The following is a 20,449-nucleotide window of genomic DNA, read 5'->3' as shown; positions in this document are numbered from 1 at the left end:
GCAAGCTCCGAACATGCCCGAGATCACCATAACTCGCGACATCGACGCACCGCAGGCGGATGTGTGGGCGCTCGTGGCGAACCCGTCGCGTTTTGCGGACTGGAACACGTTGCACACCAGGTGGGTGACGCCACCGCCCGACGCCTTGGCGGTGGGCATGGTCATCACCGAGGTCGTCACCATCAAGGGCGTTGTGGACACGATCACCTTCACCACCGAAGAGCTCACGCCACCCCGGCAGGTCGGCCTCTCCGGTTCCGGCAGCACCGGCTCGACGGTCAGCCTCGTCTTCACCGTGGAGGAACTCCCGGACGGTCGTTCGACGGTCTCGTTGTACATCAAGTTCGAGAGCCCGTTGCTGTTCGGACCGCTCAACAAGGTCATCGAGCGAGCGTTCCGCAAGCAGCTCGAAGCCTCGCTCCAACGTCTTTCCTCGGCTTTCGAATGACGGAGGACCCCGGTGGGCCCGCGCGGGCGGACCCACCGGGATCCGCTCAGTGGCGGATGTGGGCCGCGGCGCGCACGGTTCCCGGGTCCAGTGCGTCGTTGGTGTAGGCGGTGCGCATCAGCTCCTCCATGTCGGCCAGCACCGGCTGCCGGGGGTTGGCCGGAGCGCACTGGTCGTCGAACGCGTTGAGCGCCTGCTGCGGCAACGAGTCCATGAACGGTGCCTCGGGCACACCCGCGTCCGCGAACGAGGCGGGCAGCCCGACGGCCGAGCGCAGCCGTTCGATCGCGGCGGCGTAGGAGCCCACCCCCTCCTCGGGCGTGGCGGCGGGCAGTCCGAGGGTCCTGGCGATGTGCTGGAAGCGCTCCGGTGCCCGGTAGTTCTCGTACTTGGGCCAGCCGGTGAGCTTCGACGGGGGCAGGCCGTTGTAGCGGATCACGTGTGGCAGCAGCAGTGCGTTGGTCCGCCCGTGTGCCAGGCCGAAGGTCGCGCCGAGCGTGTGCGACATGGCGTGCACGATGCCCAGGAAGGCGCTGCCGAAGGCCATGCCCGCGATCGTGGCCGCGTTGTGCATGGCCTCCCGTGCCTTCTCCGTCCCGAGCAGCACGGAGTCCTGGAGGTTCTCGAAGACCAGTTTGATCGCCTGCAGGCACAGCCCGTCGGTGAAGTCGTTGCTGTAGACCGAGACGTAGGCTTCGGTGGCGTGGGTGAGCGCGTCGAAACCGGAGTCCGCCGCGAGCCCCGCCGGGAGCGAACGCACGAGCACCGGATCGACGATGGCCACGCTCGGGGTCAGCGCGTAGTCCGCCAGCGGGTACTTGCGGCCCGTCTCCCGGTCGGTGACCACCGCGAACGGGGTGACCTCCGACCCGCTGCCCGAGGTCGTCGGCACGCACACGAGCTTGGCCCGCTCCGGTTCGGGGAAGCGGTAGAGGCGCTTGCGGATGTCGGCGAACCGCCCCTTCGCCTCGGCGAAGTCGACCTCGGGGTGCTCGTACCACAGCCACATGAGCTTGCCCGCGTCCAACGAGGACCCACCACCGACGGCCACGATGGTGTCCGGCTGGAACTCGCGCATCATCTCCGCGCCGCGCTGCACCGTCTGCAACGACGGTTCCGGCTCGACGAAGTCGATAAGCTGCACGGCCACCGGCTCGGAGCGGCCCGCCAGCACGGACCGCACCTTGTCCGCGTAGCCGAGCTTGGCCACCGTGCGACCGGTCACGATGCTCACCCGGTGCACCCCGGCCATCTCGCCGAGGTAGCGGATCGAGCCCGGCTCGAAGTAGATCTTCGGCGGCACCTTGAACCACTGGATGTTGTTGTTCCGGCGGGCGATGCGGCGGATGTTGAGCAGGTTCGCCGCGGTCACGTTGCCGGAGACCGAGTTGCCGCCGTAGCTGCCGCAGCCGAGGGTCATCGAGGGGAGGAAGGCGTTGTAGAGGTCGCCGATGCCGCCCTGCGCGGCCGGTGAGTTCCACACCACCCGCACGGCCTTGACGCCGTTGCCGAAGTCCCCGGCCAGGCGCTCGTCGGCGGTGTGCACGACCGCCGTGTGGCCCCGGCCGTGGAACTCGACGACCTCCGAGGCCCGCCTGATGCCCTCACCGGCATCGGCCACGCGCAGCACCGCCACGACCGGGCACGGCTTCTCCCTGGTCAGCGGTTCGCCCGGGCCGATGTCGTCGACCTGGGCGAGCAGGAGCGTGGTGTGCTCGGGGACGCTGAACCCGGCGCGTTCGGCGATCCAGTGCGCCGAGCGGCCGGAGGCGACCGGGTTGACCGACACCTTGCCGTCCCTGCGCGCGTCGGGCCCGAACAGGAAGTCCTCCAGTGCGCGCTTCTCGTGCGCGGAGACGACGTGCGCGTGTCGTGCGCGCAGGTTGTCCACGGCCTGGTCCCACACCTGGGCGTCGATGAGCAGGGTCTGCTCGGCGGCGCACGTCATGCCGTTGTCGAAGCTCTTGGAGAGGACGATGTCGTGCGCGGCGCGGGCCAGGTCGGCGTCGGCGGCGATGAAGGCGGGCACGTTGCCCGCTCCCACGCCGATCGCGGGCTTGCCCGCCGAGTGCGCGGCGCGCACGACGTCGTTGCCGCCGGTGGCCAGCACGAGCGAGACGCCGTCGTGGTGCATCAACGCCCGGGTGATCGCCCGCCTGGGCGTGTCCACCCACTGCACGCAGTGGGCGGGCGCACCCGCCGCGACGGCGGCGTCGCGCACGACGCGGGCCGCCTCGGCGCCGCAGCCGGGGGCCAGGTGGTGGAAGGCGAAGATGATCGGGTTCCTGGTCTTGAGCGCGATCAGGGCCTTGAACACGACGGTCGAGGTCGGGTTGGTCACGGGCGTGATCGCGCACACCACACCGACGGGTTCGGCGATCTCGACCAGGCCGGTGAGCTCGTCGCGGCGGACCTCCCCCGCGGTCCGCAGGCCGGTCATGCTGTTGGTGACGTGTTCGGCCGCGAAGAGGTTCTTCACCGCCTTGTCCTCGACGACCCCGCGCTCCGTCTCGGCCACCGCCATCACGGCGAGGTCCAGGTGCCTGGCCGCGGCGGCGCGTGCCGCCTTCGCCACGATGTGGTCGACCTGCTCCTGCCCGAGAGCGTGGAACGCCTCCAGCGCTTCCAGCGCGCCGCGGACCAGACCGTCCACGAGGGGTTCCACGTCCTCCTCCCGCCCGGGGGCGGGCGGCAGCGGACGGTGGGTGACCGGGCCGAGGGAGGCGGCGAGGTCGCCGACGGTGCGGTGCTCGTAGAACACCTCCAACTCCAGAGCGCCGAAGTGCGCCTGCAACGCGACCGCGGCCTCGACCAACGCCAGTGACGAGGCACTGAGGTCGGCCAGCGCGCTGTCGGCCGTCAACGACCCCTGCGGCAGTGCGAGCACGTCGGTCAGCGCGTCGACCACGATGTCGAGGGCGTCGCGCCGGTCGACGCCCGCGGCCTCGCCGAGTTGGCGTGCGCCGGTCGGGTTCTCGGCCAGCGCGACGAGCGTGCTCAGGCGCGGTCCCGCGTCGGCCACCGCGGCCGTGGGAGCAGCCGGAGCGTCGTCGGTCGCGGCAGCCGACTCCGGGTCGAAGCGGACCTCGGCGGCCTGTTCCGCCGTCAGCAGGTAATCCGTGCCACCGGCCGCCTGCACTGCGTCGGCGACGCTGTCGAGGAAGCGCCGCGCGGGTTCGTTCTTGGTCGTGGGCACGTAGGGAATGCGGATCTTCGTGGACGTGTCCGACCCGAGGGCCGCCAGGACCTGGTGCTCCACGCCCCTCCCGAGCACCCGGCAACTGAGCAGGAACGTGTCGACGACCAGCTCGTCGGCGTCCTGCCTGCTGATCACCGCGCCCACCACGCCGTGGTCACCGAAGCGGTCGGTGGCGCGCACGACCCGACAGCGCACGCCCGGTTCCGCCAGCAGGGCGCGGAGCTCGTTCTCCTGCCTGCGCACAGTGCTGGAGTTGAACTGGTTGGTGCGCTGGGTCATCTGCGCGACACGGCGCAGGTCCGCCTCCGCCGCGGGCGAGATGTCCACGACCAGGTCCAGGCCCGCGATGAAGTCGGCGAAGGTCAGCGAGGACCGGCGGAGTTCACCGCGATCTCGGTTGGCGTCGTAGGCGGCTGCGCGACCGCGGTCCTCGTCGGTCACCACCAGGCGGTCGAAAGCCCACACGCGGTCCAGGAACGGCTTGATGGCCTCCTGCTCGGCGGGCACGGTGAGCGCCAGCACACCGGGGCACCCGGCGCGGACCTGGGCGACCTCGACCGGGTTGTCGTCGAGGAAGACGAAGCTGTCCAGGCCGAGGTTCAGCTCCGCCGCCAGCCGCGACAGGCCGAGGGGCTTGGGGTCCCACCCGATCGCCCGTGCCGCGACGTGTTCGGAGCGCAGCGGGAAGTCGGAGCGGACGCGGAAGACCTGGGCCACCGTCTCCGGGTCGTTCTTGCTGGCCAGAGCGAGCAACACGCCCTGTTCGCGCAGGGCGACGGCCCACTCCTGCAGGTGGCGGTGACCGTCGGTGAGGCGGACCCCGCCAGGGCCGTCCTCGCCCGCCACGCCCGCCCACACCGTGTTGTCGCAGTCGAGGACGAGCACCTTGAACGGCCGGGCGAGCAGGGCGTGCACCGACCGGGCGATCCCCGTGGCCAGGGCGTCGTAGCCCGCCGGGGTGTAGGCGAGGTGCGCCATGCGGTAGCGGGCCTCGTCGTGCACGTCGCCGGGGTCGGTGCCACCGTGCCAGTCCTCGGCGCCGAGGAGGTGCACCCCCGGGGTGTCGCGCAGGTCGTCGAAGAGCCTCTGCCTGCGCGGGTCCACGCCGGTGGCAGACGGGCTGGGGCAAACGCGGAGCAGCAGCGGGACGCGCGCCCGAGCGGTGAACGACCGCACGGCCGCGGCCAGCTCGCGCAGGTTGCGCTCGGTCTCCGCGGCGGGCCAGTCGTCGAAGCGCACCAGCACCACCGCACATCCTGACCGCGCGGAGCCGAGGGTGCTCGCGGGATCGAGCAACTCCTGGAACACCTGGCCGAACGGCGCGAGCACCGGGCGCAGTCCGAACCCGAGGTCGCGGCACCACGCGGTGACGGGCTCCGCCAGCGGGTCGGTGGTGAAGGTCGCGGCGATGGCGAGCACGGCGGCGTCCGCCGTCGCCTCGGGGTCCGCCGCCGTCGGCGGCTCGGCTCCGGGTGCGAAGGACTCCAGCACCTCGACCCGGCCCGCGCTCACCCGATCGAGCCCGGCCACCGAGGCCGCGGCGACCCCCTCGACGGCGAGCCCGTCGACGACCCCGCGCACCGTCGGTGAGAACCCCGTGTCCATCCTCGGCGGGCGCAGGACGAGCCCGCCGAGGCCGGGGTGCTCGGTGATCGTCGCGCGCAGCAGCTCCTCGCAGCGGCGCTTCGCCTCGACGTAGTGCTGCCAGGTCGGCGCGGCGCCGGAGACCACGTCACTGGACACGAGTACGACCCGGCCCCCGGCGACCGACAGCGGCTCACCCAGGGCGGCCAGCGGTGCGGACACCGCGGTGACGGCCGAGGTGACGTACTCGGCGGCGCGGTCGGCGGTGTCCGACCCCGGCAACAGCGGCTGGAAGCTCGGGAACGCGTTGAGCACCAGGAGGTCCAGCCTGCCCTCGCGGGCCAGCACGTGCTCGCGCAGCCGCACGCACTGGGCGGGATCGGACGCGTCCGAACGCACCGCGTGCACGCGGTCAGCAGCCGCCCCGAGACCGGCCAACAGCTCCGGCGGAAAGCCCGGGTCCCGGCGGTGGGTGACGTACACGTGCGCACCGCGCAGGGCCAGGGCGGCGGCGAACGCGGCACCGAAGCCGCGACTGCCACCGGTGAGCACGGCGACCTCGCCCTCCAGCACGACGTCCTCCAGCCCGGCGAGGTGGCCCGCGAGGGCGGCGGCGAGGGCGCGCGCGTCGGGTTCGGCCGGGACGGCCCTGGCGACAACGGCCAAATCGACGCGCCCCAGACTGGGCAGCGCACCGCCGAACCGCACCATGTCGCGGCGCTCGTCCACGGCCGCGACCCGGATCGAGCCGTCACCGACCGCGGCCGGGTCGAACTCGACGGTCATGGAGGAGATGAGCGACTGCCGTCCGGGGACCTCCATGCCCGCCAGGTAACTCGCCCAGCCGAGCAGCCGTGCGACCTCTTCGCGCACACCGCTGCCGATGCGGTCGAGCAGGTCCGCGAAGTCACCGCGATCGCTGCGGTAGGAAACGGGGATGCTCTGCCCGACGTGGAGTTCTGCGGGCACGCGGTCGGCGGCGTGCTGCCTGCGCTCTCCGGACCCCACGCGCACCGCGCCCACCTCGGCGCTGCCCGTGTCACCCGACTCGACGTCGATGGTCGCGACCGGCTGCCCGCCGTCCGACACTTCCAGCCGGACATCCCCGTTCTCGGCACGTCCCACGTCCAGCGAGTACGACTGCCCCGAGTAGACGGCGGTGTGGAAGCGCGCTCGGACCCGTCGCACCACCGCGGCGTCCTCGGTGGACAGGCCCGCCAGTGCGTGGAGGACGGTGAGCGCGCCTTGCGCCACCTCCGCGCCGAATCCGCTCCTGGACGCGTAGTCCGCATCCACGTGCAACGGGTTGAGATCGCCGCTCGATTGAGCGAACCGGCTGAGATCGTGTGGAACGACATGTACTGAGAGCACCGGGGACTCCGTTTCGACGCGCCTGTGAACGGGCAGAACGGGACTGGAAACCACGCTAATGGCGTCGGAGCAGAACCAGAAGCCCGCGTTCCAACCCTTGGGTCGGGCGGCAGAATTCGTAAGCGAAGTCTCGAATGCGACGCGGCCTTGCCGACGTGTGCGAGCTGGTATTTCGCTGCACGTCACTCGCCCATCACTTTTCTGCACCGTGTCGGGCGCGGGTGGGTGCGTCAACCCGCCCGGCGACGGCCGCCCGCGCCACCGCCAGGGCGAAGAGCTGGTCGAGGTAGGGGTTCCCGGTGGGGTCCGCCAGCGGCCACCAGACGAAGTCGTCGTGCGTGCTGTCGACCCGCGGCTGGGCGTCGTGCTCGGCGAAGGCGAGAAAGGTGACGTTGACGGTGTGGGTGGGGGAGTCACCGTGCGCTGAGGCCCCGAAGACGGTGGAGAAGGTTCCCAGCACGTCGCACAAGGTCAGGTCCAGCCCGGACTCCTGCTCGGCCGTGCGCACCGCGGCCTCGGTGAGCTGCTCGCCCCTGCGCACGCGACCACCCTGCAACCACAGGGAACCTGCCTGGGGCTCCTGGCTGCGCCGGGTGAGCAGCGCCTCGCCCGCGCGGGTGATGAGCGTGTCGACGCGGACAACGGGCATCCGTTCCAGGATCGCGCGGTACAACTGCTCCGGCACCCAGGCGTGGTCCACCGCGCCACGACCGTCACGCCAGTCGAGCGCGGGCGACGTGGGCAGTGTGGACGTGGGCAGGGTGTCCGACTGCACTGGGTTGAGCGGTCCAGCCATCGTCCTCCACCTTCCGGGGTGATCACGCCCACGTCCGGACGCCGCGTTCTGGTCCGGTCGCGGAGGGGGAGTGCGGGCTCCCGCCGACGACGATGACGAAGTCGGCCGCTTCGCGCGCATTTCCGGTGGACGGTATGGACCGGTTCTGCACCGGACCACTCCTCGTTCCATTCGCTGGGACGGACTTCGTCCCAGTCGACCCGGGCTCAATTCGGTCCCAAGCGCTGGAACGGGTCCTGGGTGATCGACACCGGCCGTCGCATACTCGTCTCACCCGACCCCTGCGCGCCGAAGACCTGATTTCCCCGAACGTCTCCCCACCTTTGCCGCAGGGCGACGAGAACGCTTCGCGGTCGACGCCGTGCGGCCCGTCCCGCGGTGAAGTCGACACCGAGCACGCCGATGTCCTTTCGATCTCCAGTGGGGTGTGATGATGGTTGACCTGCAAGGGAACTCGATGCGGAGGACCGTGTCCGCAAGGTCTGCGAGCTGGCGGCTGCCACAGGAGTCGACAACGGCGGGTGCGGCGTACCAGGCGGTGCGGGACGAGCTGCGCCCGGACGTGCGGCCACAGCTGAACCTGGCGACGTTCATCACCACCGGGATGGAACCGGAAGCCGAGCGGCTGATGGCCGACTTCCTCTACAACAACACCGTCGACGGCGTGCAGCCGTTGCACACGGCCGACCTGGAGCGGCGCTGCGTCGCAGCGCTCGCCGACCTGTGGCGCGCTCCCGACCCGGACGGCGCGGTCGGCACGTCGACCGGCGGTTCCAGCGAGGCCTGCATGCTCGCCGGGCTGGCGATGCTGATGCTGTGGCGCTCCCGCACCGGTGGATCACGCGGGCGGCCCAACCTGGTCATGAGCACCGCCGTGCACGTCTGCTGGGCCAAGTTCTGCGCCTACTGGGACGTCGAGGCGAGGCAGGTCCCGGTGGCGGGAGGCGGCTCCGGCATCGACCCGCGCACCGCGGCGGAGTTGTGCGACAGCAACACCATCGGCGTGGTGACCGTGCTGGGCACCACCTACGACGGCTTCTACGAACCGGTGCGCCAGGTGTGCGCCGCGCTGGACCGGCGGTGCGCCCGCGACGGCGTGGACGTGCCGGTGCACGTCGACGCGGCATCCGGTGGGATGGTGGCGCCGTTCCTCGACCCCGCACTGGCCTGGGACTTCCGGCTCCCCAGGGTGAGTTCGATCAACACCTCCGGGCACAAGTACGGCTTGGTCGCCCCGGGTCTGGGGTGGCTCGTGTGGCGCGACCCGAGCGTGGTGCCCGCCGCGCTCGGGTTCTCGACCGACTACACCGGTGGCCGCATGTCCACCCAGACCCTCTCGTTCACCCGGCCCGTCGCGCCGGTCGTCGCGCAGTACTACCAGTTCCTCCGCTTGGGCGCGGAAGGCTACCGAGCTGTCATGCGACGCTGCCGCGACCTCGCCCGGTCACTGGCCGCCCACCTCGGCGGGTTCCCCGAACTGCGGGTGATCTCCTCCGCGGACCACCTGCCCGTGGTCGCGTTCACGGTCCGCGACCACGCCGGTTTCAGCGTCACCGACCTCGCCGACCGCCTCCGCCTGCGCGGCTGGCTGGTGCCGACCTACGCGCTCCCCGCCGACCAGGCCGACGTCACCGTTGCGAGGATCGTCTGCCGCAACGACCTCTCCGATGTCCTCGCCCGTCGACTCGCGGACGACATCGCCGACGCGGTCACCGCACTGCGCGCCCGCCGCGGTGGCACCGCCGGGTCGGAGATCGCCGTGGCGGTCGACGCGGGGAAGACATCGGAGCGCGAAATCGCTGTGCTCGGAGCGTCAGCGTGAACCGAGACGCGCTGTCGATGGAGAACGTCCTGGAGAAGTCGGACACGTCGTGTCCGCTGATCGTGGTGGACCACCACGTCCTCGACCTCACCGACTTCCTGCGCAGGCACCCCGGTGGGGAGGCGGTGCTGCTCGCGAACCTGGGGCGAGACGCGTCCGCGGATTTCCACCACGTGTCGGCGCACGCACGCCCCGGAGTGCGGCAGAAGCTGCGACAACTCGCCGTCGCCGAGGTCGACAGCGTCCCGTTGCCCGCCGCGTGGGCGCCGCTCGGCGAGCTGGTCGACCACGTGCGGCTGGTGCGGAACTCCTTCGCGGTGCAGCTCAGCGTCGGGCGGGATCCCGTTCACGACCTGGTCTACCTCGGTCAGTCCTATCGGCACCTCCTGGACGACCACCTCCGCGTGTTCATCGACGGGTTCTCCGCGCTGCTCGGGCGGACCGCCGATCCGGCGTCGCTGCGGCGACTGGACGAGCTCTCGACCAGTGCCCAAGCTCGTGTGGAGGCCACGGTGGCCAAGGCCGACGCGACCGCCACCGCGGCGTTCGCGCAGTGGGTGCAGCAGCACTGCACTGCCCTGCTGGACGACGTGATCGCCTGTGGTTCTGCGGCGGTGCGCGCACTCCGCACGTCCTGCACCGAACCGGCGGACCACGTCGAGGAAGCCATGTCGGTGATCGAGAACTGGGTCCACGAGGATGACGAGGCGGAGCCCGATGGTGCCTGAACCGGATTCGCTCGCCCAGCACGTCTCCACCTGTTCCGCGGACCCGGTCCGCAACTCGGACGGAGATCTCACCGACGACCACGGGTTCATGCCCCGCACAGTGGCGGGTCCGCCGTTGACCGGCCCGCACGCGGCTTGGGAACAGGTGGCCGCGCGGCTGCCAGAACTCGCCTTCGCCCAGAGTGCCCAGACGAGCATCGCGGACATCCCACTGCTGGCCGCGGGCCCGGACGACCTCCCTGACGGGCAGGTCAAGCGGGCGGCAACCGTATTGGGCCTGCTGGCTCATTCCTACTGGCGGTTCGGCGTCGCGCGCATGTACCTCTCCCGCAACCGCGACATCCCGGACCAGCTTCCTCCGGCGATCGAGCAGCCGTGGCAGCAGGTGTGCCGCAGGCTCGGACGGGACGGCGCGGGACTCACCATCGAGGACTGGGTGTTCAACAACGTCACCTTCACTGATCCTCGCCGGGTGGGACCCGCTGGTGAGTACCGGATCGAGGATGCGGTCATCGAGAACCTGCGCCCGTCGATCCCGGTCTACGGCAATCAGGCCGAGCAGGTGTTCACCTCGGCGTTCTTCGAGATCAACGCCGCTGTGACGCCGATGGTGCGGGAGGTGTGCCGCCTGGAGCAGGTGATCCGCGAGGGCGGCCCGGACGCCCACGACGAGGTCTGCCGGATCCTGCTGGTCGCGGCCGGGTGCGCCCGCGCGGCGACGAGGTCCTTCCGCCGGGTGAGCCCGCGCAGCGACAGCGCGACCTTCTGCGACCCGGTCGACTGGGCCAAGACCCTGGTCACCTGGACGGTCCCGCCTCCCGGCTACCCCACCGGGCCGAGTGGCTCCGCCACGCCGCTGGTGCACTTCTTCGACGCGTTGATCGGTCGCACGCGATACGATTCGACCCTGGGCGTGTTCGCCCGGGAATTGCGCGGCACGCAGTTGCCGCGAAAGCACCGGCGCTTCTTCGACCTCGTCGGTGAGCTCGACCTGCGCGGTTACGTGACGGGCTTGGCGGGGGTCGCACCGGCTCGGCACACCGCGGTCGTGGAAGCGTTCAACGAGGCTGTCTCCGCCTTCGCGGGCGACTCCGGTTTCCTGGGCGTGCACAGGGGGAAGGTGGTCAACTACCTCGGTGTGGGAACGATCGTCGGGCGCAACCAGTCGACCGCGCACGACCAGACCTTCATCGCGGGTGCAACGTGGACCGAGATGGCGGGCAAGTTGGAGCACGCGCGGGACGAGCGCACAGGGCAGGCGATCTGAAGGCGCCGCCGATGCCCCACCGAGTCCGCGACCGGGACAGGAATGGTTCTGCTGCACCGGCAGGTGACGCGTGCTCCTGCACCTCGTCGCGGCGAGCGGTCCGCCGGGAGGCGGCTGAACCCGGTCGGGTGACATGGGGATCGGTCGCCCGGCGCGCGGCCGACGGCGCCCGAGGACCGCCACCGCGCCCTGTGCGACGCCCTGCTCACGTCCGTGGAACGGACCGGCCCCTGCTCATGCGCAGGATCAACGCGATCGCGTCCTCCGAGTTGGCTCCTGGGGTCAGGACCTCCTGCAAGAGCAGGCCGCGGAGGGCGGCGGTGGTGACGGAGGCCGTGGTCAGTGCTTCTCCGGTGTCGAGCCCTTCGCGTTCCGCGAGCGAGGCCAGGATCCTGGTCAGGTCGTCGAGCGAGTCGATGAACTCGCGGAAGTCCTCCGGGCTGTACGCGGCCAGGCCCACGACGTGGAAGAAGCCGCGGACGCGCGACAGCTGCTCCGGGCGGCTGTAGGTCTGCCAGATCGCCACGACGAAGTCGTCGAAGGTGCTGTGCCGGGCTGTCTCGACGAGGGCCTCGTTGTCGCGGGATCGCTGTTCCTTGAGCATGGCCGCCAACACGCCTGGGAGGGACCCGAAGTGGTACCGCAGGAGGGCGTGGGTGGTCTCGGTCCTGGCGGCGATCTCACGGAGCGACACCTCCGGAGCGGGAAGGTCCTCGCCGAAGGCGTCGAGAAGCCGAGTGAGGAGACGTTCGCGCGCATCACCGGTGCGTTTCATGCTTGACAGGTTCGCTTCCCTGGTTTATCCATTGGATAAGAGTTCGACTGTGTCGTGTTGCTCGCACATGGTCGCAGTCGGCGCCAGCGGAGGGAACGGCCGTGAGACGGTGTCAGGTGGTCGGCGCGACGGTCGTCGACGGATCGGGTCGCGACCCGGTCGGCGTCGACGTCAGCGTCGAAGACGGGCACATCGCCCGAATCGGTGCCTCCGGCGAACGCGGTGAGCGCCTCGACGCCGGGGGCTGACGATGACGCCGTCCGGGAAGCCGCGGCGAAGAGCTCAGGCTGCGCGCAGAGCTCGAAACACCGATGGAAGCCCTCGTGGCGCCGGATCGTGGAGGACCTCCGATGAGCACCATGTGGCACGGCTGCCTCGCCGACACCGACTACTTCGAGATGCGCTCCGGCGGTGGGCACGACTACGGCGTCTGGGTCACCACGCCACCGGGCCACGACCCCACCACGACGCGGGCGCCCGCCGTGTACGTGCTCGACGGCAACTGGGCCGTGGGCCTGACGGCACCGCTCATCATCACCCAGGCGGACCCCATGCAGCGGATCCAGCCCTACATCCAGGTCAGCGTCGGCTACGCGGGCGAAGACGCGCAGCACTGGGACCGGCTGCGAAACAGGGACCTCATGCCCCCCGGCGAGCCCGCCGCCCAGGAGGTCATCGACGCCGTGGAGGCGGGAGTCCGAGCGGGCGCGAGGACGCGCGAGGAAGCCGACGCCTACCTCGCCGAACTGCGCGACACCCACGCCGACGCGTTCCTGCGCTTCCTCACCGAGGAACTGCACCCGCGGATCGAACGCACCTATGGCACGGCCACGAGCGGTCACGGCCTCTTCGGCTACTCCTACGGCGGCCTCTTCAGCCTCTACACCTGGCTCACCGGCAGCACCCTCTTCGAGAGCATCGGAGCGGGCAGCCCCGGCGTCGTCAGCGAGGACAGCCGAGTCTTCGTGCGGCTCGGAGAAATGGGTGACGTCCTGCCCGCCACCAAGCTCCACGTGACCATCAACGAGCAGGAGCTGCTCGGAGACCTGGCCGTCTACCAGAATCTCACGAAGAACACGGCCACCGTCCTGCACCACCTGACCGCCCGCGGCGGAGCCGTCACCAGCGCGGTCCTGCGCGAAACGCACGTGACCGGCTTGCAGGCATCGTTCCTCAGCTACCTCAGGACCTGCCGTGCCCGGTGAGCGCCCGGGTGCCGATGTGAGTGCGATCGTCCGGTTCAAACTTCTCCACCACCGCCGGGGTGGCGACGGCGTGGGAGGCGCGCTCCGGCTGGCTCGACTGGGCAGGCCACCTCGGGCACGACGCAGTGCCCGTCCGGTTCCGGGCCCCGCGCACCGGCCTGGAGATCGACCTGGGCGCGTTCTCCCGCGAGCGCGATCAGAACACCGAGAACTCGGGAACGGTGATGGGCTGAGAGATCGGCTCGTTCTGAACTGATCCCAGGGGTACGGCGAAGCCGGGGTGCCATTGACCCGTTGTCCAGGCCAAGATCCATATCCACGTCCGTCAGGGACATGGTTAATGCAGAAGGATGAACTTGGGTCCGTTGGGTTCGGCAGGCATCCGGTTGGTGGGTGCCGGGTCGAAGGCTTCGGCGAGCTGAACGCAGTCGGCATCGAGTCGAGTTCTCTTGTCCGACTTCGCTTTCACGTGTGGACGCGCAGGTGGTTGTCCTCGTTTGCCGCGCCGGGCCGCGCCGAATCGGACTGTCACTCCTGGTGAGGGGGTGAGTTCGTTCTGCTGACTGTCCACATCGTGCCGTCGAGCAGTGTTGTCGCATGTCTATACTCGGCGAACTGCCCGGGTATGACGTCCTGAACTGCTTCTATCGGCTTGTGCGGATGCGTGCGGGAGCCGGACGAGTCCGAGTTGGACGGACGATCCCGAGGCGGTGACGACTACGGGGAGTAGTTCGCCCACTGGGTCGTTCCCACCGGGGCGGAGGTGTCGCGTGGCGGTGAGCAGGCTGGTTGACGGGCGCGGGGCGCTGCCCCCGGAGCTGGACGTGCTCGTGGGGCGTGATGAGCAGGTGGCCCGCGGGCTGGAGCTGCTGGCGGCCCGGCGGCTGGTGACGCTGGTGGGCCCCGGCGGCGTCGGCAAGACCCGCTTGGCGCTGCGGCTGGCGCACCGGGTGGCCGACGCGGGCGCGCACCCCGACGGTGTGGTCCTGGTCGGCTTGGCCGAGGTCGAGCGCGCTGAGCCCGGGGAGGACCCGGCGCGGGTGCGGGCCGGGGTGCTGGCGCGGCTGCTGGTCGCGCTGCGGGTACCGGACAACACCGATGAGGAGGGCGCCGAGGCGGCGCTGTTCGACCGGTTGGCCGGGCGGCGGGTGCTGCTGGTGCTGGACAACTGCGAGCACGTCATCGACGCGGTGCGCGCGCTCGTGCCGCGGCTGCTGGCCGTCGGGGACGGTGTGCGGGTCCTGGCGACCAGCACCCACCACCTGCTGCTGAGCGGGGAACGCCCGCTGGTGGTGCCCGCGCTCGGCACCGACAGCCCCGACGGCTGCGACGCGGTGCCGGACTCGGTGCGGCTGCTCGCGCACCTGGCCGCGGACCACGACGTGGGCATCGACCCGCACGACAGGACCGTGCGCGAGTTGTGCGGGTTGCTCGCCGGGCTGCCGCTGGCCATCGTGCTCGCCGCGGCCAACCTGGAGGGGCAGGACCTCGGTCAGCTCGTGCGCCGCCTGCGCGAGGACCCGCTGGCGCTGTCGGGGGTCGAGCAACACCAGGAGCGGGCCCACCACCAGTCCCTCCGGGCGGTCCTGGACTGGGCGCGGGGGCTGCTCACGCCGGACGAGGTCGCGACGTGGGCGACGCTGTCGCAGTTCTCCGGGTGCTTCTTCCCCGAAGAGGCCCACGACCTCGGGTGCGCACTGGGGGTCGACCGCGATCGGATGGCCACGCTGATCGGGCGGCTGCTGCACCGGTCGGTGCTCGTGCGCGAGCAGCGGCGCGGACAGGTGCGGCTGCGCATGCAGGCGCAGGTCCGCGCCTACGGCCTGGACCTGCTCCCGGACGGCGTCACCCGCGACCAGGTCCGGGACGCGCACGCCGTCCTCTACCTCGACCAAGCCGCCCGTGCCGCGAGCACCTGGTACAGCTCGCGCGAGGAACAGGTCCTCAGCACCCTCACCGCCAACGGGCCGAACGCGGGCGCGGCGCTGGAGCGGCTGCTGGCGAGCCCCGACACCGTGTGGGACGGGCTGCGCCTGGTGGTCGACCGGGCTCGCACGCGGGCGGGGATCTGGGCCGGGCGGCTTCGCCAGGACCGCGAGCAGATCGCCCTCGCCCTCGCCGCCGTCGCCCACCACCGCCCCGGGGAACACCGCGCCGTGGAGGTGGAGGCGATGGCGTCCGGTGCCTTCCTGGCGCTGTGCCAGGGCCGCCCCGACCCGGGTCGGGACCTGCTGGAGCAGGCGTGGCTGCTGCAGGGGGCCGTGGGCGGCCCGGAACCGCCGGTGCTGCTGACCGCCCACGGCGTGTCGTTGTGGCTGTCCCCGGACGCGGTGGTGGCGGGCAGGGCGTCCGAGGTGCTGACGCGGGCGGTGGCCGCTGCCCGGGACCAAGGCGCGCCCGGCGAGGAGGCGATGGCCGAGCTGTTCTTGGTCCTCGTGGCCGCGTTCGGCGGTGAGGTGTCCGCTGTCGAGCTGGCTTCGGGGTACCGCCGCAGGGCCGAGGTGGCGGAAGCGTCGTGGGCGGCGTCGTGGGTGGGCATCGGCCTGGCTGTTGCCGAGTACCACCGGGGGCACCTCGGGCGGGCGGCGGCGGCCCTGCGGCCTGCACTGCAGGCACAGGAACGGATGGGTGACACCTGGGGCAGGACGTGGGCGGTGCACCAGTCCGCGGTCCTCGCCGCGGCGGCGGGCTCCTGGCAGGAGGCGGCGGAACTGTTCGGAGCGGTCGCGGTGATGCTGCGGTCCATCGGCGTCGTCGTGAGCGGGCTGCGGCCGTGGTGGCGGGTGCAGCGCGAGGCGATCGCCCGCTGCGTGGTCGAACTGGGCGAGACCGAGATGGACCGCCACACCGCCGCGGGGGAGCGGATGGGCGCGCACGGGGCGGTCGCCTCGGCGCTGCGCCTGCTGTGCGCCATCGAAACCGACGTCGACGACACCGACTCGGTCGAGCGGCGGGGCGAGCTGACCGCACGCGAGTGGCAGGTGGCCCGGTTGGTGACGCAGGGGCTCAAGGACACCGAGGTCGCCGAGGTGCTGCGGCTGTCCCCGCGCACCGTGGAGTCGCACGTGCGCCGCATCCGCGAACGATTGGGACTGCCCAACCGGACCGCGTTGGCCACGTGGCTCACCAGCCGGCCCGGCGCCACGGTGTGAGCACGAACCGAGCCCGTCGACCGAGGCGATGGGTGGTGTTGCCGGGGCCGAGCATCCGGGAAAACCCTGAATCGCCTGCGAGCAAGCCCTGCAATGGAGATCACCAGCTTTAAATTTCATGTTTCACTAACACGCTGGAAAACTGTTCGCGCCGAACGTGGCACGCAGTGTCATCGAAGCGGAGACGGAAGTGTTGTGTCGCAGGCTTCTGCCCGCTGGAAGACAAGTGCGCTGTGTAGCGTGATGGCCCCGGCGCGTGCACGTCCGCGTGGTATTGGGGGTTATCCCTTCCGCGTCACTTCTCCACGTCGAGGAAATGACGTCTAAATACGGATACGCAGAGTGTTCGCCTTGGCTATCGTCGATCTCGCCGCTGTTCGACGACCAAAGTCAGGTAAGCACATGCGCGCAGCCATCCACACCGGACTCACCGGAGCCATCCTCGCGGTCGTCATCGGAACCGCGCCGGTCGGTGGGACACCGGTCCCGCTCGACACCACCACTCCACGCGGGGTCGGCGCCCCGAACCCCGCCTGCCCATGTGGACACTCCGGGTCCGCAGTGGACCAAGTCGACGAACGGGAGGCGGGTCTCGAACACGTCGCGCACCGAACGCCGCAAAACCCGGCGCTACCCGCCTTCCAGGCATCCGCACGCCGTGCCCGTCGACGTCGACACCCAGGGCGCGAGCCCGGAATCGCCGTGCGGCTGATGGACCTCCTGCCGGTGGCGGCGGGTCACCGGCGCGATTCCCGGCGAGACCGCCCACGGTCGGGCTCCGGTGGGGGAGCGACCGTGCCGCCGCCGGACCACCGCGGTTCGGATGTGGCACAGGCCGCGGGCACCACACCGGGTGATCGGCGCCGCGTGCACTTCGTCGGCTCGCTGCCGCCCGCGCTGTCGGAGACCGACCGGGCAGGCATGCGGTGGCTGCTCGACCACACGCCCCCCGCGCGGCTGACCACCCTGCCGTGCGACCGCGATCCGCGCTGGATCATCGACTGGCTGGAGGGCCTGCGCGACCGCGGCCCGTTCGAACTCGTGCTCGACGGCGACTCCTCCGGCTACACCCGCATGCCGGTCTACCGCGTGCGCCGCGGCGCCACCCTCGGCCCCGGCGACCTCGGCCCCCGACGCGCCCGGGAGGTCGAGGCCGCGATCACCGCCCGCCGCGAGCTCGGTGCCGCACACCTGCCCCCGTACCAGGTGTCGATGCCCGCGCCCCTGGACCTGAGCCTGTTCGCCTTCGGCGTCCCCAGCGCGGTGATGCGCCTGCTGCCCGCGGTCGCGGCGCTGCGCGCGATCCGGAGCGCGATCACACACCTGCCGACGTTCACCGCCGCGATCACCGCCGAGGTCGAACAGATCCGGCAACTCGCCGACCTGCGGGGTGATCAGGTCGTCGTCCAGTTGGAAAGTCCCGCGGTGATGGTCGCCTACGACCGGGCACCCCGCGCCGCGCGACCGCTGGTGACCGCGCTGCTGACCCGCCAGCTCGCCGGGGTCATCGACACCCTGCCCCGGGAGACCCCGCTCATCCTGCACGGCTGGTGCCACGGGGACCTCGAGCACAAGCCGATCGCCCGCACGCGGGACCTGAGCCCGCTGGTGGACTTCCTCAACGCCCTGGCCGCGCGCCTGCACCACGTCGGGCGCCCGATGCCGCCGGTGCACGTCGCGCTGTGCGACGGCGAGACCGCGCCCTCGACCAGGGCAGCGGACTACGAGGTCCTGCGAGACCTGCGCGGCGACGTCCGGATCTTCGCGGGCCTGGTCGACGAACACCACCCGGAAGCCTCCGCCCGCGCGCTCGAACTCGTCGAACAGGCCCTGGGCAGGCCCGTCGACGCGGTTGCCGCGGCCTGTGGACTCGGCCGTCGCACACCGTCGGAAGCCGAGGCCAACGCCGCCCTCGCCGCACGGCTGTCCGCAGCACCGGTCCCCACCGCACGGTGATCAATGGAGGAGACCGAGCCGCAGCCGGGCCGCGCCGCCCGCCCCGGTAGCCCGGGGCGGGCGGTCCCGCGTCAGAACACCGTGGTCGTACCACCGTCGACGACGAGGTCTGCGCCGCTCACGTCGGGCACCCCACGCGACGCCGGGGACGCCACCGGTTCGGCGATCTCGCCAGACCCGCGGGTCGCGGTGGTGCTCAGTGGTTCCCGGACTCCTCGTTCGCCTCGAACTCGGCCAGCACACCGTCCCACAGCCCGATGCGTGCCTGGATCGCCTCGATGCTCACCCGTTCCGCCTCGGTCTCGCGGGCCGGGTCGCCCTCGCACAGGGCGGCGAGCAGCTTCAACGCCAGCGGGCCGTGCTCGTCGTGGTCCAGGGCGATGTGCCGGTCGAGGTAGTGCCGGAGCACCGGCGCGTTCACCAGCACGTCGTTCACGTTGGACCGCACTTCCGAGAACACGTCCGGCAACAGGTTCTCCCGGCCGTGGCAGAACGACGACGCCACCTCGTGCGGCGCACCGTGCAACGCGACTTCGAGGGTGTGGCCGACGAACCGGCGCACGCCCTCGGGAATGCGCGGATCCGCCAGCGCCGCGATCGGGTCGGCCCCGCCGTCCAACGCGGCGAGGAACGCGTCGATCAGGCTGGTGTCCGCACCGAGCTCCGCCATCGCCCGCAGGTACAGTTCGAAGTGGCTGGTGTGACCACCGCCGATGTCCTCGTCGGTCTCCTCCGCGAGCACGATCTCCGTGATGAACCGGCCGTGCTCGGCGTGTCCTCTCGGCCGCCACGGCAACGTCACCGTCGTCACCTCGACCTGCAGGCGCTTCAGCAGCGTGAAGAAGTCCCACACGGCGAACACGTGGTGCTTCATGAAGATCCGCAACCGGTCCTCCGTGTTGATCTGCGCGTAGAGCGGGTGCGCGACCAATTCGGCCCGGGCGGTGGTGAAGTCGGTGAGTGCGGTCATGTCTTCTCCGGTGGTCGGGGGCTCGGCTGGTGGACGCGCAGCCGCCGCGGAACGCGAGCGGGCGCTGGGACATGAGGATGTGCATGCCGAGCACTTCGGCGACGAGCAGCTCATGCTACCCCGCAGGCACAGCCTGTGGCACCGCTTTCGAGGCAGCATAGGGGTTCGGCGGGGTGGGGGCGAGTGGCAGCGGGTCGTCCGATTGGGCCATTTCGAGCAGTGCGAGTTCGGGCGGACCGCTGGCACGCAGCGCCACTTCCGCCCGCTGCAACGGTTCTCCGACCGCCTGATCATCGCGGGCCGGGCGGGTGTACCGGCTCCGCAGCTTGCCGTGCACGCCACCTCAGCCCAGCTCGAAGATGCCGGAGCCGCTCGATCACCTGGCTCCGCACACCCATCCTGAACTGACCTCTAGGATTCATCCCTCCACCGCTCGCGCCACCCCGGGCGCGGCGCGCGGTGCACCGGAAAGGATGACAATCCCATGTGGACCACCCGAGCGGAAACCCCGGACGACACCGCGGCCATCCACACCGTCAACGCCGCGGCCTTCCCGACCACCGACGAGGCCGACCTGGTCGACGCACTGCGCGCCGACCCGCTGGCCTGGGTCGACGGCCTCTCGATCGTGGCCGAGACCGGGGACGGCGAGGTCGTCGGGTACGCCCTGCTCACCCGCTGCCACGTCGGCGACACCCCGGCTCTCGCCCTCGCCCCCTGCGCCGTCCTGCCCGCCCACCAGCGCACGGGCGCCGGGTCCGCCGCCATCCGCACCGGTCTCGACACCGCCCGCCGCCTCGGCGAGAACCTCGTCGTGGTCCTGGGCCACGCCGATTACTACCCGCGCTTCGGGTTCACCCCCGCCTCCCGGTTCGGCGTGCGCGCCCCGTTCGAGGTCCCCGACGACGCCTTCCTGGCGCTGGCCCTCGACCCCACCCGCCCCACCCCGGCCGGCGTGGTCCGCTACCCGGCGGCCTTCGGCGTCTAGGGCGGCTCGTCTCGTCGGCCGGACGGCCGGGGCGCGGCGGTCGAGGGCCGTTCGGACGCCGCCGTTGGACTGTCCGGTACCCGGGTTTGCGGCGCTCGTCCCAATCTCCCCGCCGGGGGGCGCGGCGCTGTTACGCGGCCGGTCCGCAACGCGATGGGCGGATCGACATCCGTGCCGCCGTTCGCGTT

14 protein-coding genes are annotated in these 20,449 nt (G+C 71.3%); 10 read left to right on the top strand and 4 right to left on the bottom strand.

Going from position 1 to position 20,449, the window contains the following annotated elements; genetic code table 11:
- Positions 1-13: 13 nt before the first annotated feature.
- On the top strand, positions 14-448 hold the full coding sequence (locus tag L6E12_RS28615) for an SRPBCC family protein (protein WP_236231032.1): 435 nt from the start codon (positions 14-16) through the stop codon (positions 446-448).
- 46 nt (positions 449-494) lie between these two features.
- On the opposite strand, the gene adhE is transcribed toward L6E12_RS28615, so the two are convergent.
- The gene (adhE, locus tag L6E12_RS28610; protein ID WP_236231031.1) at positions 495-6,602 is read right to left on the bottom strand and encodes a bifunctional acetaldehyde-CoA/alcohol dehydrogenase; all 6,108 of its coding nucleotides are present in this window, start codon (positions 6,600-6,602) and stop codon (positions 495-497) included.
- A gap of 193 nt (positions 6,603-6,795) precedes the next feature.
- Positions 6,796-7,398, bottom strand: coding sequence for an NUDIX domain-containing protein (locus L6E12_RS28605; protein WP_236231030.1), 603 nt, complete (start codon positions 7,396-7,398; stop codon positions 6,796-6,798).
- 469 nt (positions 7,399-7,867) lie between these two features.
- Between L6E12_RS28605 and L6E12_RS28600 the strand changes: the two genes are divergently transcribed.
- The 3 genes from L6E12_RS28600 to L6E12_RS28590 are packed head-to-tail and all read left to right on the top strand — an operon-like array spanning position 7,868 to position 11,215.
- On the top strand, positions 7,868-9,220 hold the full coding sequence (locus tag L6E12_RS28600; RefSeq protein ID WP_236231029.1) for a glutamate decarboxylase: 1,353 nt from the start codon (positions 7,868-7,870) through the stop codon (positions 9,218-9,220).
- Complete coding sequence (locus L6E12_RS28595) at positions 9,217-9,948, top strand: cytochrome b5-like heme/steroid binding domain-containing protein (RefSeq protein WP_236231028.1); 732 nt, start codon at positions 9,217-9,219, stop codon at positions 9,946-9,948. Before L6E12_RS28600 ends, L6E12_RS28595 begins: the two co-directional genes overlap by 4 nt.
- Positions 9,941-11,215, top strand: a complete 1,275-nt coding sequence (locus L6E12_RS28590) for an indoleamine 2,3-dioxygenase (protein ID WP_236231027.1) — start codon at positions 9,941-9,943, stop codon at positions 11,213-11,215. The genes L6E12_RS28595 and L6E12_RS28590 overlap by 8 nt, the downstream gene beginning before the upstream one ends.
- Positions 11,216-11,420: 205 nt before the next feature.
- Here the strand turns inward: L6E12_RS28590 and L6E12_RS28585 are convergent, their stop codons facing one another.
- Positions 11,421-11,909, bottom strand: coding sequence for a TetR/AcrR family transcriptional regulator (locus tag L6E12_RS28585; RefSeq protein WP_236231026.1), 489 nt, complete (start codon positions 11,907-11,909; stop codon positions 11,421-11,423).
- Positions 11,910-12,091: 182 nt separating this feature from the next.
- On the opposite strand from L6E12_RS28585, the gene L6E12_RS28580 reads away from it, so the two are divergent.
- The 5 genes from L6E12_RS28580 (at position 12,092) to L6E12_RS28560 (ending at position 18,303) form a co-directional block, all read left to right on the top strand.
- The gene (locus L6E12_RS28580; protein ID WP_236231025.1) at positions 12,092-12,238 is read left to right on the top strand and encodes a hypothetical protein; all 147 of its coding nucleotides are present in this window, start codon (positions 12,092-12,094) and stop codon (positions 12,236-12,238) included.
- Positions 12,239-12,340: 102 nt separating this feature from the next.
- The gene (locus tag L6E12_RS28575) at positions 12,341-13,195 is read left to right on the top strand and encodes an alpha/beta hydrolase (RefSeq protein WP_236231024.1); all 855 of its coding nucleotides are present in this window, start codon (positions 12,341-12,343) and stop codon (positions 13,193-13,195) included.
- Positions 13,196-13,254: 59 nt separating this feature from the next.
- Positions 13,255-13,428: a hypothetical protein gene (locus L6E12_RS28570; protein ID WP_236231023.1), complete on the top strand. Its 174-nt coding sequence runs from the start codon at positions 13,255-13,257 to the stop codon at positions 13,426-13,428.
- A 543-nt stretch (positions 13,429-13,971) separates the two neighbouring features.
- Positions 13,972-16,347 carry a LuxR C-terminal-related transcriptional regulator gene (locus L6E12_RS28565; protein WP_236231022.1) on the top strand — a complete coding sequence of 792 codons (2,376 nt, stop codon included), beginning with the start codon at positions 13,972-13,974 and terminating at the stop codon, positions 16,345-16,347.
- Between the two features lie 795 nt (positions 16,348-17,142).
- The gene (locus L6E12_RS28560) at positions 17,143-18,303 is read left to right on the top strand and encodes a hypothetical protein (RefSeq protein ID WP_236231021.1); all 1,161 of its coding nucleotides are present in this window, start codon (positions 17,143-17,145) and stop codon (positions 18,301-18,303) included.
- Positions 18,304-18,499: 196 nt separating this feature from the next.
- Here the strand turns inward: L6E12_RS28560 and L6E12_RS28555 are convergent, their stop codons facing one another.
- Positions 18,500-19,273: a DUF3050 domain-containing protein gene (locus L6E12_RS28555; protein WP_236231020.1), complete on the bottom strand. Its 774-nt coding sequence runs from the start codon at positions 19,271-19,273 to the stop codon at positions 18,500-18,502.
- Positions 19,274-19,757: 484 nt separating this feature from the next.
- Between L6E12_RS28555 and L6E12_RS28550 the strand changes: the two genes are divergently transcribed.
- On the top strand, positions 19,758-20,261 hold the full coding sequence (locus tag L6E12_RS28550) for a GNAT family N-acetyltransferase (RefSeq protein ID WP_236231019.1): 504 nt from the start codon (positions 19,758-19,760) through the stop codon (positions 20,259-20,261).
- Positions 20,262-20,449 lie beyond the last annotated feature (188 nt).

The organism is Actinokineospora sp. PR83, assembly GCF_021056305.1.
Classification (GTDB): Bacteria; Actinomycetota; Actinomycetes; order Mycobacteriales; family Pseudonocardiaceae; genus Actinokineospora; species Actinokineospora spheciospongiae.
Note: the sequence above shows the minus strand (reverse complement) of the source record. Positions and strands in the feature narration are given on the sequence as shown.